This is a genomic window from Aeromonas sp. QDB63, from assembly GCF_027707425.1.
Taxonomy (GTDB): domain Bacteria; phylum Pseudomonadota; class Gammaproteobacteria; order Enterobacterales; family Aeromonadaceae; genus Aeromonas; species Aeromonas caviae.
The window spans coordinates 1-14,358 of the sequence record NZ_JAPCIS010000028.1 but is presented as its reverse complement, the minus strand read 5'-3'; the positions used below and the strand labels follow the sequence as shown (position 1 = coordinate 14,358).

Sequence of the window (14,358 nt, the reverse complement as noted above, 5' to 3'; positions counted from 1 at the left end):
GGAATGCCATGAATATGAAAAAAGTGGATTTGGCCAAGATCACCCTGGGCTTGCTGTTCCTCAGCCTGCTCATCATCTCGTGCTTCATGGTCTTGCGCCCCTTCCTGCCCGCCCTGGTGTGGTCCACCATGATCACCATCGCCACCTGGCCCCTGATGCAGATGGCACAGCGCCTGCTGTGGGGCAAGCGCACCCTGGCGGCCTTGCTGATGACCAGCATCTTGCTGCTCATCTTCGTCATTCCCCTCTTCATGACGCTTGCCAACGTGGCGGAGAAGGCCCCCATGCTCATCGAGCTGGGCACCGAGCTCAGCCAATCCCCGCCCCCCGAGCTGCTCTGGTTGCAGCAAGTGCCCCTGGTGGGCGACAAGCTCTATGAGTTCTGGCAGCAGATCCTGGCGAGCGGCGGCCAGGTGCTGTTCACCAAGCTGGCCCCCTACTTCGGCCAGACCGCCCGCTGGCTGGCGGCCCAGGCGGGCAACCTCGGCCTGCTGTTCGTCCACTTCCTGCTGACCGTGGCCATCTGCGGCCTGCTCTACCACTCGGGGGAGAAGGCGGCAGAAGGCATTCGCCGCTTCGCCCACCGTCTGGCGGGCCAGCGCGGTGACAATGCGGTGGTGCTCGCCTCCCAGGCCATCCGCGCCGTCGCCATGGGGGTGGTGGTGACCGCCCTGGTGCAATCCTCGGTGGCGGGCCTGGGCCTGCTCATCGCCGGCATTCCCTATGTCATGGTGCTGGTGGTGCTGATGTTCCTGCTGATCGTCGCCCAGATAGGCCCCTTCCCGGTGCTGCTGGCCAGCGTCGGCTACCTCTACTGGAGCGGGGACACCACCTGGGGCACCTTCCTGCTGGTCTGGTCCCTGCTGGCGGGCACCATGGACAATTTCCTGCGCCCCTTCCTCATCAAGCGCGGGGCCGACCTGCCCCTCATCCTCATTCTGGTGGGGGTCATCGGCGGCCTGCTGGCACTGGGGATCATCGGTCTCTTCATCGGCCCCGTGGTGCTGGCGGTGGGCTACACCCTGCTGGATGCCTGGATCAAGGAAGATGACCAACCGGCGAGCGCTCTGGTGGAGCCGCCCAAGGCGCCGTGACGATTCATTCATCCCCGATGCAAAGAGCCGCCCCAGGGCGGCTCTTTTGTTTATTACCGTCCCATGCAGGTTCGATTAGCGAAGCGTAATCGGACGATCGAGATGCCGCTGTCCGGTGTGCCCATGAATCATCGGCATCTGCAGCAGGGAAATATGGATGGCTGTTATATCGGGAGAATTGATTTACGCGAACGTCCGATTCCCCCTTACGGCTAATCGAACCAACGGCCGGTCGCGGCGTTTAGAACCAAAGTTCGAACCGGAACGCCAAAACACGAACCAGGGTTCGAATCACTCCTTCCCCTCCCCTGTTCCCTGCCGAAGGCGCCCGCCACAATGCCTGCACCATTGGAGGAGAAGACAAGATGAACGAACTGAGAGCAACACGGGCCCTCATCAGCGGCGGCGCCAGCGGCATTGGACTGGCCATCGCCGAGGTCCTGGCCAGCCAGGGGGTGGAGCTGATCCTGGCTTCCCGCCGCCTGGGGCTGCTGGAGCAGGAAGCGGCCAGACTGGAGGCGCGATACGGGGTGCGAGTCATGGCACTGGCGCTGGATGTGTGCGACGGCGATCAGGTGCGGGACGGCCATGCCCGGATCCGGGAGCGGCTCGGCCCCGTCGATCTGCTCATCAACAACAGCGGGGTCGGCAGCGACCACCTGGTGCAGGATCTGCCGGAATCGGAGTGGGACAGGGTGATGGATACCTGTGCCAAGGGCACCTTCCTGCTGACCCGGGCCTGCCTGCCGGACATGCTGGCAAACCGCCACGGCACCGTCATCAACATCGCCTCCCAGGCCGCCAGGCACGGCTATGCCAGGGCCAGCGTCTACTGCGCTGCCAAGTTTGCGGTGCTGGGGTTCGCCAGGGCACTGCGGGAAGAGGTGCAGCATCAAGGCATCCGGGTCCACACCCTCTGTCCCGGGCTGGTGCAGGTGCCGCCCCCGGCCTGCCCGGGCGATCGCAAGCCCGGCTGGCTGCAGGTGGAGGATCTGGCCGAGGCCGTGCTCTACACCCTGCGCCAACCCGCTCACGTCCAGCTCGACGAGATCGGCATGACGGGGATCTGAGCGAGGCGCCATGGAACGCCAGCAAGGACAAGGGGCGCCGAGGCGCCCCTTGTTCTGCGTCACACCGCCAGAGGCGGCCTGCGCGTAAGATCAGGCAGGTTGATGGAGGGTGATGCAGTGGATACCACCACCCCCGGCGGCCACGGGGTCTATGTCTATCTGCACTATCTTGCGCCCCGGATAGAGGCTGGCCAGCAGATCCCGGCAATGGCGGTCGGCCCTGGCATCCCCGAACTGGGGAGCGATGACGGCGCCGTTGATGGGCAGGTAGTTGATGTAACCGGCGGCAAAGTCCGGGCTGCGGCTGAACTTGTTGTCCCGCCCGCCCAGGGGCGGCGGCAGCTGATGCAGCTCCAGCTTGTTGCCGTCGGCGTCCGTCGCCTGCTGCAGGATGGCGAGGTGCTGGCGGGTCACCTTGTAGTCGTAGGAGTCGGGATCGTTGTCCATGTTGATCACCACCACCCCGGGGCGCACGAAGCGGGCGTAGAAGTCCACGTGGGCATCCGTGATGTCGCGGCCCTTGATCCCCGGCAGCCAGATGATCTTGCGCAGCCCCAGGTTGGCCTTGAGCTCCGCCTCCACCTGCGCCTTGGTGAGGCCGGGGTTGCGGTTGCTGTTGATCCAGCTGCTCTCGGTCATGATGGCGGTGCCGTTGCCGTCCACCTCGATGCCGCCCCCCTCACCGATGAGCTCGCTCTGCAGGTAATAGGCATCCGTCTGCCGGCCCACCAGGGCGGCGACCCTGGCGTCATGGCTGTGCTCCTGCTTGTCACCCCAGCCGTTGAAGTTGAAGTCCACCAGCCCGAGCCCTCCCTGCTCGTCCTGCACGAAGACGCCGCCGGTATCCCGCAGCCAGATGTCATCCATCTCGGCGTGGACGAAGTGGGTGTTGCGCTCGCCGCACAACTGGCGCGCCAGCGCCTCGTCATCCTCGTGGCAGAGCACGTTGACCCGGGTGTAAGGCACCATGGCCTGCACCAGCCGCCCTATGGTGGCCTGCACCTCCTTGTAGTGGCGACCCCAGATCTCGCTGGTGGCCCCGAAGGCCACCCACACCAGGGCCTGGGGGGAGGACTCCTCCGGCATGTGGTAGCGAGCGGCGGCGCCGGGTTCGCCGGCGGCGAAGGCCGCGCGGGCACCGGGCAGGCTGCCAAACCCGGCAATGGCGCCGAGGGCGACCAGTTGTTTCAATACGTGGCGTCGGGAAAACATCGTTCTACTCCTGGGTTCAGAGGCTGCTCTTGAAGCGAGTCCAGGCTCGCATGCGGGCACGCATCTGGGATTGTGCTATATCCTGACCCGGAATGAGCCGCTGGTAGCTGGCCTCGTCCAGGTAGATATCCGGGTTGGCCGTCATGGTGGCATCCACCATGGGTCTGGCCTTGGCACTGGCAGTCGGATAACCGGTGCTGTTGGTGATGGCTGCCATGTTGGCCGGGCGCATCACGAAGTTGATAAAGGCATAGGCATAGTCAGGATGGGGGGCATCCGCCGGGATCGCCATGGTGTCCATCCAGATGGTGCTCCCCTCCTTCGGCAATCGGTATTCGAAGTCGACCCGCTTGCCCGCCTCGGCGGCGGCGCGCCTGGCCTGGGTCATGTCGCCGCTGTAGCCCAGGGAGAGGCAGAGATCCCCGTTCACCAGCTGGGTTACCGGCTGGGACTGGAACTTGCGGATATAGGGCTTGATCCCCTTGAGCAGGGCCAGGGCCGCCTCCAGATCGTCCGCCTTGCCGCTGCGGGGATCCCGCCCAAGATAGTGCAGCACCACCGCCAGCACCTCGTCCGGGGAGTCGATGACCGAGATGCCGCAATCTGCAAATTTCGCCGCCAGCTCGGGCTTGAACAGCATGTCCAGGCTGCTGACCGGGGCATCCGGCATCCGCTGCTTGATAGCGTCCGCATTGTAGGTGAGCCCTATGGTGCCCCAGGTGTAGGGCACCACGGCCTCCTTCGCATGGGGATAGGCCTGCTGCAACCGCGCCAGGCCGGGGTCTATGTCCCCCAGGTGTTGCAGCTTGCCCTTGTCGAGGGGCTGCAGGCTGCCCGCCCGCATCAGCCGCTCCGCCACCGTGTCCCCCGGGAAGATGAGGTCATACCCGCTGCGACCCGCCATCAGCTTGGCCTCCAGGGTCTCGCTGCTGTCCATCACGTCGTAGATGACCCGGATCCCGGTCTCCCGGGTGAATTCGCTCAGGGTATCGGGGGCGAAATAATCGGACCAGTTGTAGAGGCGCAGCACCTTCTCCTCTGTCGCCTCCCCCGCCCCTTCTGCGGCCTGGGCCCCCAGACCCAGCAGCAGGGCCAGTGCCGTGGCTATCTTGGTCAAGGCGCTCATGATGGACGCCCTCCCCGCTGGCCCTGCCCATCCAGGCTCAGCAAGGCGCCATACATCTCGGGGCGGCGATCCCGGTAGATGCCCCAGGCCAGCCGCTCCTCGGCCATGGCGGCGAGATCCAGCTCCCGCACCAGCACGCCCGGGGTATCCCTGTCCGCCTCGGCCAGCAGAGCCCCCTTGTGATCCGTGATGAAGGAGGAGCCATAGAAGCGCATCTGCAACGCGGGATCCCGGGTCGCCACCTCGCGTCCGATGCGGTTGGCGGCGATCACCGGCATGATGTTGGCGGCGGCGTGGCCGCGCTGGGTCAGTTGCCAGTGATCCCGGGAATCGAGCCCCTCTGCCCCCGGCTCCGAGCCGATGGCGGTGGGATAGAGCAGCAGCTCGGCCCCTTGCAGCGCCATGGCGCGGGCCGCCTCCGGGAACCACTGATCCCAGCAGATGCCGACCCCGATTCGGCCGGCGGCCGTGTCCCAGACCCGAAACCCCGTGTCCCCCGGGCTGAAATACTCCTTCTCCTGATAGCCGATGGCGTTCGGGATATGGGTCTTGCGATAGACCCCGAGCAGGCGACCATCCGCATCCGCCACCGCCAGGGAGTTGAAGCAGGCGTTGCCCGCGCGCTCGAACCAGCTGATGGGCAGCACCACCCCCAGCTCCCGCGCCAGGGCCGAGAAGCGGCGCAGCACCCGGCTCTGCTCGAACGACTCCGCCAGCGCCAGATGACCGTGGTATTGCTCGATGCAGAAATAGGGGGTGGCGAAGAGCTCCTGCAACAGCACCAGGTTGGCCCCCCTGGCGGCGGCGTCCCGTACCAGGCTCTCCGCTGTGTCCAGATTGCGCTCCAGCTCCCAGCTGCAAGCGAATTGTGTGGTGGCGACGACGATCTTGCTCATCCGGATACCCTCCCTGACACGCGTTCCCCCTGACAGGCAAACTGCATGGTTGCGACGACCTTGTTCATGAATCTCTCCTCCCTGATCCCGTCATGAGGCCTCGCAGACGCCTGACGAGGCCGCTCCAAACGCTTACCCCTGCACCGGCCAGGCCGGCTGCTGCTGGGTGATGCAGTGAATGCCGCCCCCGCCGTGGGCCAACTGGTTGATGCGCACCGGCACCAGCTGCCTGTTCGGGAAGGCGCGCCTCAGCACTTCCCCCGCCGCCTCGTCCGCGCCTACGCCGTAGGCGGGCATGATGATGGCGCCGTTGGCGATGTAGAAGTTGGTGTAGGAGGCGCAGAACACCTCCGCCTCGGCATCCACCGCCTCGCTCGCCTCGAACAGCTCGAGGCACTCGAAGGAGCGACCTCTCGCATCGGTGGCCAGGGCCAGGGCTCGGCGGTTCTCCCGCACCACGCGGCCATAGGTGGAGTGCCCGTCCAGGGTGGCGTCCACCAGCAGGTGGCCGGGGCGGCTGAAGGCGCAGACCCCGTCCACATGACCGTCCGTCATGTCGCCGGTGACGTGGTCCGGATCCCCCGGCAGCCAGATAGTCTTCTCGATGCCGAGCAGGCGGCTGAAGATCCGTTCGATCTCCACTTTGGTCATGCCGGGGTTGCGGTTGCTGTTGAGCAGCACCGACTCCGTGGTGATCAGGGTGCCCTCCCCATCCACATGGATGGCGCCCCCTTCGTTGGCGAGGAAGCTGCCGATGCACTCCAGCTCCAGGCTGTTGAGCACGCGTCGCGCCAGCCCCTCATCCAGACCGTGGGCCGACTTGCCGCCCCAGGCGTTGAAACGCCAGCTGATCCCGGCGGTGCCAAGCTCGGGATGGCAGATGAAGGTGGGGCCGGAGTCACGGCACCAGCTGTCATCCACCGGCAGGGGAATGAAGCGCACCCCGTCGCCGCACAGGGTGCGAGCCTCCGCCTGTGCGGCGGGATCCACCACCAGGTTCACCGGTTCGAAGCGGGCGATGGCATTGACCACCCGGGCGAAGTCCTGCTGGACCTGGGGCAGGGTTACGCCCCAGCCGTTTTCCCACAGCGCCTTGTTGTGCGGCCAGACCATCCAGGTCGCCGCGTGCCGGCACCACTCCGCTGGCATGAACCAGCCCACAGCCCTCATTCCCTGCTCGCGCATCTCAGCCTCTCTGATTAGGTACTATTAAGGTTATTGACGATGGGAATAGACTATTCTCCCCGCTGATGGGTAACAAACGATCGATTTTCGATAAAAGTGATAAGTGGAGCTAATCAATGATGTTCAAACACTGGCCCCCTCTCAACGTGCTGCGCGGCTTCGAGGCGGCGGCCAGGCTCGGCAGCTTTCATCAGGCGGCCCAGGAGCTGCACCTCACCCAGTCTGCCATCAGTCAGCAGATCCGCTCGCTGGAGGAGCTGCTTGGCCAGCCTCTGTTTCACCGCCAGGGACGTTCCGTCGCCCTGACCGACGCGGGCCAGGATCTGCTGGAGACGACCCAGCAGGTGCTGCTGCAACTGGCGGTGGGAATACAGCGCCTCGAGCAGTACCGCAAGCCGAACCAGCTTGTGCTCAACACCAGCACCACCATCGCCCGCCTCTGGCTGCTGCCCCGGCTGGCCGACCTTCACCGTCAGCATCCGGGCATCGATCTCTGGCTGTTCACCAGCGACGACACGCCGAACATGGCCGAGCAGACCATCGACATTTCGCTGCGCTGGGGGCTGGCTCCCCAGGCGGAATGCCGCCATCAGCCGCTGCTGGCGGATCGGCTGCTGCCGGTGGCGAGCCCGGCCGTGCTGGCACAGCCCGCGCAGGAGCGCACCACCCTGCACGGGGAGCGGGAGATGGACTGGCACCACTGGACCCTCAAGGGCGGCGACGATCTGCACCTGCAGACCCAGGGGCTCAACTTCTCCGATCCCGGCTTGTTGCAGGATGCGGCCAGCGCCGGGCTCGGGGTGGCGCTGGCGAGCGAGCTGCTCTCTCGCGACGCACGCCGACAGGGGTTGCTGCTGCCCCTCTCGTCCCACCGGGTGGCCGGGCCGAACTGGAACATGCTGATCCATCAGGCGAGCGAAGCCAGCCCCCAGTGCCGGGCGGTGAGCCAATGGCTCCAGCAGCAGTTTGCCGCAGAGGCTGCCACCCGGGACCAGGACGCGACACTCTGAGAGCGGTCACTGAATCGGGGCGGCAAGGGTGATTAAATGGCCCCTTCCCTTTTGCCGGATATCGCCGTGACCATGCCATCCGTTCCCCAGCCCCTCTCGTCCTGGCCCGAGCACCTGCAGGCCTCCTGGCTGCGCTGTGCCCACCAGACCAGCGCGTCCCTCTGGCATCCTCCCCACTGCGCCAGAGGGCAGACCCTGGAGAGCCTGCGCCAGCGCAAACGGGACCTGCTCACCACCGGCGAGATGGCGCTGGAGGATCTCTACGAGTTCATGGAGGGGCGCCCCTGCGCCCTGCTGCTCACCGACGAGAGCGGTTGCCTGCTGGCCCGGACCGGCCACCCCGATACCCTGCAGGCGCTGGCGGCACTCGGTTTTGGCCCAGGCGCGTTTTTCAGCGAGGGACGCATCGGCACCAATGCCATCAACCTGGCGGCCCTGGAGGGGGTGCCGCTCTGCGTCAGCGGCCCCCAGCACTTCAACCAGCGTCTCCACCCCTGGCACTGCTGTGCCAGCCCTGTCTACAACAGCACGGGTCGCCAGGTGGCGATCGTGGCCCTGATCTGCCGGGTGAAGGAGGCCGCGCCGGGGGATCTCGCGCTCACCGTCAGCGCCGGCCGCGAGCTGGCCAATCTGCTGCAGATGGAGCGCCTGATGCAGGAGTCCCAGCACCACTTGAGCGAGCTCTATGCCCTGTTGGATGGCATGGAAGACGGCGTGCTGGCCTGGGATCCCCAGGGGCGGCTGCGCTACCTCAACGCCCTGGCGGCCAGTCGGCTGCAACTCGACCCGGCTGTCTGCCTGGGCCAGCCCCTCGATCACCATCTGCTGTTGCCCCAGCGCCTGCGTCTGGCCATCGCGGAGATGACCCCCCTGAGCCATGTGGAGGTGACGCTGGAGCGGCGGGAGACCCGGGGCGAGGCCTTCATCGACGCCCTGGTGAGCCTCAAGCCCCTGCCGGGGCCGGACGGGGTCAGCTTCATCGTCCTGCTCCATCCCACCGATCGATTGCGCGCCATTCATCAATTGCGCCAGACGGTGCCCGAGCTCTCCGCCCTGGTGGGGGAGTCGAGCGCCATGCGCAAACTGCTTCGCCACGCCCGCCAGGCGGCCAGGGGACAGGGCCCCGTCCTGCTGCGAGGGGAGGAGGAGGTGGGCAAGGCCCAGCTGGCGGAGGCCATCCACTTTGGCAGCGAGCGAGCCGCCGGCCCCCTGGTCATCTTCAACTGCCAGGCATGGCCGAGGGAGCGGATGGCGCTGGAACTCATGGGGTCCGACGAGGCGGGGCAGGAGCGGGCCGGCAAGTTCGAGCTGGCTCACGGTGGCACCCTGGTGCTGGAGCAGGTGGAGTGCCTGCCTGCCCCCATGCAGGCCGCCCTGCTGCAACTGCTCAAGACGGGGCGCATCCAGCGCTTCGACTCCGCCCGCATCCTGCCCCTCAGGGTGAGGATCATCGCGACCAGCAGCGCCCCGCTGGAGCAGCGGGTGCAGGAGGGGGAATTCGGTCGCCAGCTGCTCTATGCGCTGCAAGGGTGCGAACTCTGGCTGCCGAGCCTGCGGGAGCGCAGCGCCGATCTGCCCGGACTCATCCGCCAGCACCTGGCGGTGCAGGGGGGCGAGCCGGGGCGCCAGTTCACCCCTGACGCCCTCGACTGCCTGCTGGCCTACCCCTGGCCCGGCAACCTGGGCGAGCTGCGCAGCGCCATCGAGTACGCCCAGCTTCATTGCAGTGAGGCACAGATCCCGCCCCGGGCGCTCCCGGCCGCCATCCGCCAGGGCCATTGCCTGCTGGCGGACGAGGTGGTGGGACAGCCGCTGCTCACCCTGGCGGAGCTGGAGCATCAGGCGATCCTGCGGGCCGCCCGTGCCAGCAAGGGCCAGGTCAGCCAGATGGCGCGCCAGCTCGGGATCAGCCGCACCACCCTCTGGCGGCGGCTCAAACTGCTCGACATCGATCCCGCCGACTACCACCACTGACCAGAACGCCCCTCAAAAAAAGCGGGCCCCGTCGTGACGGGGCCCGGATGGGGGAATGTGTCAGTCGCCGAAGCGAGCCTGCGCCAGTTGCTGGAAGCAGCTCAGCGCCGCCCCGGCATCCTCCCCTCGCGCCAGCAGGATGAGCCTGTCCCCCTGGCGCACATCGAGCATCGCGAGCCGGCTCAGGCTGCGGGGATTCGCCTCTTTCTCCCCCTTTTGCAGCTTGAGTTCAGCGGCAAAGGGCTTGAGTGCCGCGACCAGTCGGGCCGCGGGGCGCACATGCAGGCCGTGGGGATTCTCCACCACCACCTCGCAGCGCAGCCAGCCGTCGTCGGCAACAGGGGCTGCCTCCGTGGTAGCCTGCGCCGCACTGGCAGGCAGCATTCCCTGTTTCGGGCCCAGGGCGCCAAGCGCCTCGGCGGCTACCTCGTCCAGCGTCAGGCCTGCGCCAGCGGCCACCACGGCGGCCAGAGTGCCCTCGACCAGCGGGGCGGGGCTGAGCCGCACCCGGGCGCTCAGCTCGGGGGGCAGCAGCTCGAGGGCGGTCTCGGCGCTCAGGAGGGCGCTGCCCAAGTCCATCAGCACCAGCACCCCGCTGCCGTCATCCGCCTCTTCCATCGCACTCATCACGGCGATGGCGTCGGTGCCGATGGGATGGGCGGGGTCATCGACCCCGGCTGCCAGCAACAGCTTCGCCGGGCTGCCGAGCTGATCGGCCAGGGCTTTCAAACCGGCCGCAAGCATGGCGCTGTGAGAGACCACTACGATGCCGATCATGTTTACAACCTCGCTCTGTCACGCAGGGCGGTCAGCAGCAGCAGGGTCGAGGTGGCCCCCGCATCCTGATGGCCGATGCTGCGCTCACCAAGATAGCTGGCGCGCCCCTTGCGGGCCTGCATCTGGATGGTGGCCTCGGTGCCGGCTGCGGCGGCAGCCACCGCCTTGTCCAGCGCCTCGGGGAGCGGCAGGCCCTGTTGTTCCGCCTGCTGCAGGGCAGCCAGAGCGGGCCACCAGGCGTCGCACATGGTCTTGTCACCCGGCTCGGCGCGGCCACGGGAGACGATCCCCTCCACCCCGTCGCTCAGCATCTTGCCGAGTTGGCCGAGGGTCAGGCTCTGGCAGGCATCGCTGCTGGCCGCGGCCCGGATGAAGAAGGTGCCGTAGAGGGGTCCGCTGGCGCCGCCGACCGAGGAGAGCAACGTCATGCCGGTGGTTTTGAGCACCTGGCCGATGTCCTTGTCCGCCACCGCGGGCAGCTTCTCCGCCACCTTGGCAAAGCCGCGCTGCATGTTGAGGCCGTGGTCGCCGTCGCCGATGTCGGTATCCAGCGCCGTGAGGTAGTCACGCTGCTCGGTGAAGATGTGCTCGCAGTCGAGCAGCCAGTTGACGATCTGATGCTTGCTTAACATGAATATTCCTCAGCAGCCGCGCCGCAGGGCCGGGGTGTGAACGGGGGCATCCCACAGGGTCATCAGCTCGTCATCCACCTTGAGCAGGGTGATGGAGATGCCGGTCATGTCGAGGGAGGTACAGTAGGGGCCGATGAGGTTGCGCACCAGATGGATGCCCGCCTCTTCGCACAGGGTGGCGAGGCGACCATAGACGCCGTAGAGCTCGGAGATGGGGGTGCCGCCGAGGCTGTTGACCAGGACGATGACCCTGTCACCCCCATTGAGCGGCTCGATAAAGGTGTGCTCCTCCTGCCAGCTGCCGGAGGCACGATCCCAGTGACGCAGGGTGCGGCCATAGGGGCTGTTGTCGGTCAGCTCCTTGAACATGTCGTCCACCAGAGCGTTGAGGTCGGTGAAGGGACGGCGCTCGATGCCCGGCTCGCCGTGGATGCCGACGCCGAACTCCACCTCGTTGTCAGCCAGGGTGAAGGAGGGCTTGCCGGCAGCAGGGACGGTGCAGGCGTGCATGGCCACGCCTATGGTGCGGCTCTGGTTGTTGATCCGGCGGGCCAACGCCTCGCAGCGCGCCAGATCGTAGCCCGACTCGGCGCCGGCACCGACCAGCTTCTCGCACAGCACTGTCGTGGCAACCCCGCGGCGGCCAGCGGTGTAGAGGCTGTCCTTCACCGCCACGTCGTCATCGATGAGGGCGAAGCCCACCTTGACCCCGTCACCGTGCAGCAGCTCGACCGCCGTCTCGAAGTTGAGCACGTCGCCGGTGTAGTTCTTCACCAGAAACAGCACGCCGGCACCGCCGTCGACGGCCTGACCGCACTCGTACATCTGATCCGGGGTCGGGGACGTGAAGATCTCGCCGGGGCAGGCACCATCCAGCATTCCTTTGCCCACCAGGCCACCGTGCATGGGCTCGTGGCCGCTGCCGCCACCGGAGACCAGCGCCACCTTGCCCGTCACGGGGGAATCGGCGCGGGTGATGTAGTGGGGTTCGATTCGCACCTTGAGCTCGGGGTGGGCAGCGGCCACCCCCATCAGTTGTTCACGGACCACGGCATCGACGGCATTGATCAGCTTCTTCATGGCTCACTCCTTGGCTTGCCACCACACGGGTGGACAGATGGTTGATGGAGCCAGTCTAGCGAGCCATAGGGGGATAAAAATGACAGGGGTTTCGGTTCGGATCTGAAACAGCAAACAAAGCCTGACGTTTCAATCTGAAACGAGCGGATGGGGAAGATCCGGGAAAGTGTTAGCCGCCTCACAGCCATGAAAAAGGGCCCCGCAGGGCCCTTCTCGATAGTATGAAGATTAGATGGCCCAGCCACCGGCGTAGAAGATCACCAGGGCCACGGCGATGATGACGGTACCGATGTTGAGCTTCTTCCACTCGGCGGCAAACAGGCGGCCGACCACCAGGGCCACGAAGCCCAGCATGATGCCGGTGACGATGTTGCAGGTGAGCACGATGAAGACGGCGCACAGCATGCCGGAGAGGGCATCGACCGAGTCGTTGAAGTCCAGCTTGGTGACGTTGCCCAGCATCAGCAGGCCCACATACATCAGGGCCGGTGCGGTGGCGTAGGCCGGTACCAGATAGCTCAGTGGGGAGAGGAAGATCATCAGCAGGAAGAGCACGCCGACCAGAGTGGCGGTCAGACCTGTCTTGCCGCCGGCAGCGGTCCCTGCGGCGGATTCGATGTAGACGGCTGCCGGAGCACCACCTACCACGCCCGCCACCATGCTGCTGACGGAGTCCGCAGTCAGGGCCTTGCCACCGCTGATGATGTGACCACGCTCGTTGATGAGGCCAGCCTGACCGGCCACGGCACGGATGGTGCCGGTGGCGTCAAACACGGCGGTCATCACCAGGGCCAACACGGTCGGAATCACTACCGGATTGAGGGCGCCCAGCAGATCCATGCTGCCCACCAGGGAGCCATTCTCGCCACTCAGGCTCGGCATGGCGAAGAAGCCCTGCCAGGTCACTTTCGGATCGAAGATAAGGCCGAGGATGGAGATGGCGATGATCACCATCAGGATGCCGCCCGGCACCTTGCGGCGCTCCAGGCCGAAGATGGCAGCCAGACCCAGCACCGTCATGATGACCGGGAAGGCGGTGATCTCGCCGAGCTGCACCGGCAGGCCAGCCCCTTCATTCTTGATCACCATGCCGACCCCGTTGGTGGCGATCAGCAGCAGGAACAGGCCGATACCGATGCCGGTACCGTGGGCGATGCCGGAGGGGAGGTTGTCCAGGATCCACTGGCGCACGCCGGTGACACTGATCAGGGTGAACAGCACCCCCATCAGGAAGATGGCGCCAAGGGCAACCGGAATGCTCAGCCCCTGACCCAGCACCAGGCTGAAGGCGGTAAAGGCGGTGAGAGAGATGGCACAACCGATGGCCATCGGCAGCTTGGCCCAGAGCCCCATCAGCAGGGAGCCGAAGGCGGCGATCAGACAGGTCGCCACAAACACCGGGCCCTGCTCAAAACCGGCTGCGCCCAGCATGTTCGGCACGACGATGATGCTGTAGACCATCGCCAGGAAGGTGGTCAACCCGGCCAGCAGCTCCTGTCGCACCGTGCTGCCACGCTGGCTGATGGAGAAATAGGAATCCAGAAACCCGCCATTGCCGGCGCGGGCCGTCGTTTGTTGCGTTGCCATAGTTCATCCTGAAAATGTGAAGGAAATCGTTTGCTTGCTGGCGCGCAAAATAGCAAGAATTTGGCGAGATTGCAGCGGATAAGCCTCCATTTCCCCGAAGTTTTTCATAAAAGGGCTCGTTGGAGGCCTCATTTTCCATGAGAGCGGCCCATCCCAAGCTTCTACACTCTTAGCTAGCCACGTTCCCATCTACCGGAGAGAAGCCCATGCACACAGGCAACCTGCTTGGCCAGATCCCCTCCCCCCTGCCCAGTGAAGTGTTCGCGGATCTGGTCAGCACCAACAATGTTCGTATCGAGCGCATTCTCTCCCAGGGACAGCAGACCCCTACCGGAGAGTGGTTCGATCAGGATGAACACGAATGGGTATTGCTGGTGCAGGGAGAGGCCATCCTGGTCTTCATCACACCGGATACCGAGGTACAGGAACGCGTCCATCTGGGGCCGGGGGATTACATCAACATCCCGGCGCACCTTCAGCACAGGGTGGAGTGGACCCATCCGACCGAGACAACCGTCTGGCTCTGCGTCTATTACTAGCAAGCTCACGGCTCAAGAAGGCAATGCTTCTGCTGCGAAGATCGAAGAGGAGACCGTGGAGACGAAAAAAAGCCCAGTCTGTCGACTGGGCTTCTTAAGTAGTGGCGGAGCGGACGGGACTCGAACCCGCGACCCCCGGCGTGACAGGCCGGTATTCTAACCGACTGAACTACCGC

General features: G+C 65.8%; 13 protein-coding genes. 5 read left to right on the top strand and 8 right to left on the bottom strand.

The window, feature by feature from the left end; translation table 11 throughout:
• Window positions 1-8: 8 nt before the first annotated feature.
• Entirely contained in the window at window positions 9-1,094 is a 1,086-nt protein-coding gene (gene ydiK, locus PG879_RS15660) for an AI-2E family transporter YdiK (RefSeq protein WP_161646895.1), read from the top strand.
• A 365-nt stretch (window positions 1,095-1,459) separates the two neighbouring features.
• A complete protein-coding gene (locus tag PG879_RS15655; protein ID WP_270830390.1) occupies window positions 1,460-2,164 on the top strand; it encodes an SDR family oxidoreductase in 705 nt (234 codons plus the stop codon).
• A gap of 90 nt (window positions 2,165-2,254) precedes the next feature.
• On the opposite strand, the gene PG879_RS15650 is transcribed toward PG879_RS15655, so the two are convergent.
• The 4 genes from PG879_RS15650 to PG879_RS15635 form a co-directional block, all read right to left on the bottom strand.
• The gene (locus tag PG879_RS15650) at window positions 2,255-3,376 is read right to left on the bottom strand and encodes an agmatine deiminase family protein (protein ID WP_042016492.1); all 1,122 of its coding nucleotides are present in this window, start codon (window positions 3,374-3,376) and stop codon (window positions 2,255-2,257) included.
• 16 nt (window positions 3,377-3,392) lie between these two features.
• On the bottom strand, window positions 3,393-4,502 hold the full coding sequence (locus tag PG879_RS15645; RefSeq protein WP_201927725.1) for an extracellular solute-binding protein: 1,110 nt from the start codon (window positions 4,500-4,502) through the stop codon (window positions 3,393-3,395).
• A complete protein-coding gene (gene aguB / locus PG879_RS15640; RefSeq protein ID WP_270830389.1) occupies window positions 4,499-5,398 on the bottom strand; it encodes an N-carbamoylputrescine amidase in 900 nt (299 codons plus the stop codon). The genes PG879_RS15645 and aguB overlap by 4 nt, the downstream gene beginning before the upstream one ends.
• Window positions 5,399-5,530: 132 nt before the next feature.
• Window positions 5,531-6,583 (bottom strand): agmatine deiminase family protein, encoded by a 1,053-nt coding sequence (locus PG879_RS15635; protein ID WP_183149024.1) that lies wholly within the window; start codon window positions 6,581-6,583, stop codon window positions 5,531-5,533.
• Between the two features lie 116 nt (window positions 6,584-6,699).
• On the opposite strand from PG879_RS15635, the gene PG879_RS15630 reads away from it, so the two are divergent.
• Together PG879_RS15630 and dhaR are read left to right on the top strand one after the other, a co-directional pair.
• Complete coding sequence (locus PG879_RS15630; protein WP_270830388.1) at window positions 6,700-7,593, top strand: LysR family transcriptional regulator; 894 nt, start codon at window positions 6,700-6,702, stop codon at window positions 7,591-7,593.
• A gap of 72 nt (window positions 7,594-7,665) precedes the next feature.
• Window positions 7,666-9,567: a dihydroxyacetone kinase operon transcriptional regulator DhaR gene (gene dhaR, locus PG879_RS15625; protein ID WP_270830407.1), complete on the top strand. Its 1,902-nt coding sequence runs from the start codon at window positions 7,666-7,668 to the stop codon at window positions 9,565-9,567.
• Between the two features lie 60 nt (window positions 9,568-9,627).
• On the opposite strand, the gene dhaM is transcribed toward dhaR, so the two are convergent.
• From dhaM to PG879_RS15605, 4 genes are all read right to left on the bottom strand, one after another.
• Window positions 9,628-10,344: a dihydroxyacetone kinase phosphoryl donor subunit DhaM gene (dhaM, locus tag PG879_RS15620; protein ID WP_270830387.1), complete on the bottom strand. Its 717-nt coding sequence runs from the start codon at window positions 10,342-10,344 to the stop codon at window positions 9,628-9,630.
• Window positions 10,345-10,346: 2 nt separating this feature from the next.
• Complete coding sequence (gene dhaL, locus PG879_RS15615) at window positions 10,347-10,976, bottom strand: dihydroxyacetone kinase subunit DhaL (protein WP_005306235.1); 630 nt, start codon at window positions 10,974-10,976, stop codon at window positions 10,347-10,349.
• Between the two features lie 9 nt (window positions 10,977-10,985).
• On the bottom strand, window positions 10,986-12,056 hold the full coding sequence (gene dhaK, locus PG879_RS15610) for a dihydroxyacetone kinase subunit DhaK (RefSeq protein WP_270830386.1): 1,071 nt from the start codon (window positions 12,054-12,056) through the stop codon (window positions 10,986-10,988).
• Between the two features lie 228 nt (window positions 12,057-12,284).
• The gene (locus PG879_RS15605; protein WP_010675944.1) at window positions 12,285-13,643 is read right to left on the bottom strand and encodes an NCS2 family permease; all 1,359 of its coding nucleotides are present in this window, start codon (window positions 13,641-13,643) and stop codon (window positions 12,285-12,287) included.
• 206 nt (window positions 13,644-13,849) lie between these two features.
• Between PG879_RS15605 and PG879_RS15600 the strand changes: the two genes are divergently transcribed.
• On the top strand, window positions 13,850-14,182 hold the full coding sequence (locus PG879_RS15600) for a cupin domain-containing protein (protein WP_270830384.1): 333 nt from the start codon (window positions 13,850-13,852) through the stop codon (window positions 14,180-14,182).
• Window positions 14,183-14,358 lie beyond the last annotated feature (176 nt).